This window comes from Aphanothece hegewaldii CCALA 016 (assembly GCF_003007785.1).
Lineage (GTDB): Bacteria > Cyanobacteriota > Cyanobacteriia > Cyanobacteriales > Microcystaceae > Chroococcus > Chroococcus hegewaldii.
Map to the genome: position 1 here is coordinate 1 of NZ_PXOH01000106.1, position 1,427 is coordinate 1,427.

General features: G+C 46.7%; 1 protein-coding gene. It reads left to right on the plus strand.

Features of this window, described 5'->3' with window-relative positions:
* On the plus strand, positions 1–1,427 hold a 1,427-nt coding region (locus tag C7H19_RS26085; RefSeq protein WP_181280754.1), incomplete at both ends, for an Ig-like domain-containing protein.

The window sequence follows — 1,427 nt, forward strand, 5'->3', positions numbered from 1 at the left end:
GGGTTAAACACGTTACCGTTTACGTCTCTGAAAATGGTGGCAATTTTACCATTTGGAAGCGACAAACAACCGATACAGAAGGGGTTTTTCTCGGTCAAGAAGGCAAAACATACGAATTCTTAGTTCTGGCAACCGATGAGGCGGGCAACACTGAAAAACCCAACGGCATTACTGTTCCCGATGATGGGTCTTCTCCTGATCTCGGCACCTTGCCCACCGTGGAGCAAACTAGCGAACCGCCGATTCAACCAGCCCCTGACCCTAACCCAGACGCGGTACCTAACAATTTATTCATCATCGCGTCTCAAAACATCCCCAATACGCTAAGTCTAATTCAGAGATCCGAGTTCGAGCAAGTCTTGCGACCCTTTACCGCACAGGCATTTGCTACAGGAATACCCGTTAGCCACGCACAAATCGGACCGATGGCTATAGTAATTCAGGAAGATGGTTCAGTCATAGCCAGTGGTGGAGTTAATCGTGGTTCACTGTTCTCGATTCCTCAGACGGGTGGGACGGCAAATCTGCTCGCTGAATTAGCCCATCCGCTTTTTGACTTGGCGATAGCACCAGATGGTCAGCTTTGGGCGGCGACGGGTGGCGGTCCCTTATTAAAACTTGATCGTACTACGGGAGCAATTATTAAACAATACGGTGATGGGATCACTCAATCATTAGCGATTAATGCTCAAACTGGACAAATTTACGTTTCTTCAAGTAACGGCATTGAAATTTTCGACCCCATTACAGAAACTTTTACCCATTTTAGCGACCGGAGAGTTGGTAATTTAGCTTTTGCTCCAGACGGAACATTATGGGCAGCGCGTTGGCCAGAACGGGGAGAAATCGTTCGTTTTGATGAAACAGGCCAAGCGCAGTTAATGCTCTTATTTGATAAACCAATAGATTCTCTTGCTTTCGGTCAACAAAATACTCGATTAGCTGGGCTATTATTTGTTTCGAGCAACAATGGCGAACTGCTCATGGTGGATTTAGCAACGCGGCAGTTTCTTACAGTAGCATCAGGGGGTAGTCGAGGAGATATTGTTGAGACGACGACCGACGGACGCGTTCTTCTGAGTCAGTCGCAACAAATCGATGTTTTAAATCCCTTAGCTGCTCCTCAAGTAACCTTTACTAACCCAGCACCAGATGCCATTGTTGCCCTGCCCAATAGCACTTTAACCGTTACTTTTAACTCCGATATGTTAGTCGGCTCAGGAACGGAAGCTTTTTCAGTTCTTAATAAAGCTAACTTCGTGCTAGATGGCGAAAGTCAGGAACCTCTGACACCTCAAACTGTACGCTATGACGCAACGACAAGAACTGCATACCTCAGCTTTGCTGCTCTAGAAGCCGACCATTACGAACTACAAGTTTCCAACCAACTTCAAAGCAACGCGGGAATCGCCATAGAACAAGTTTAC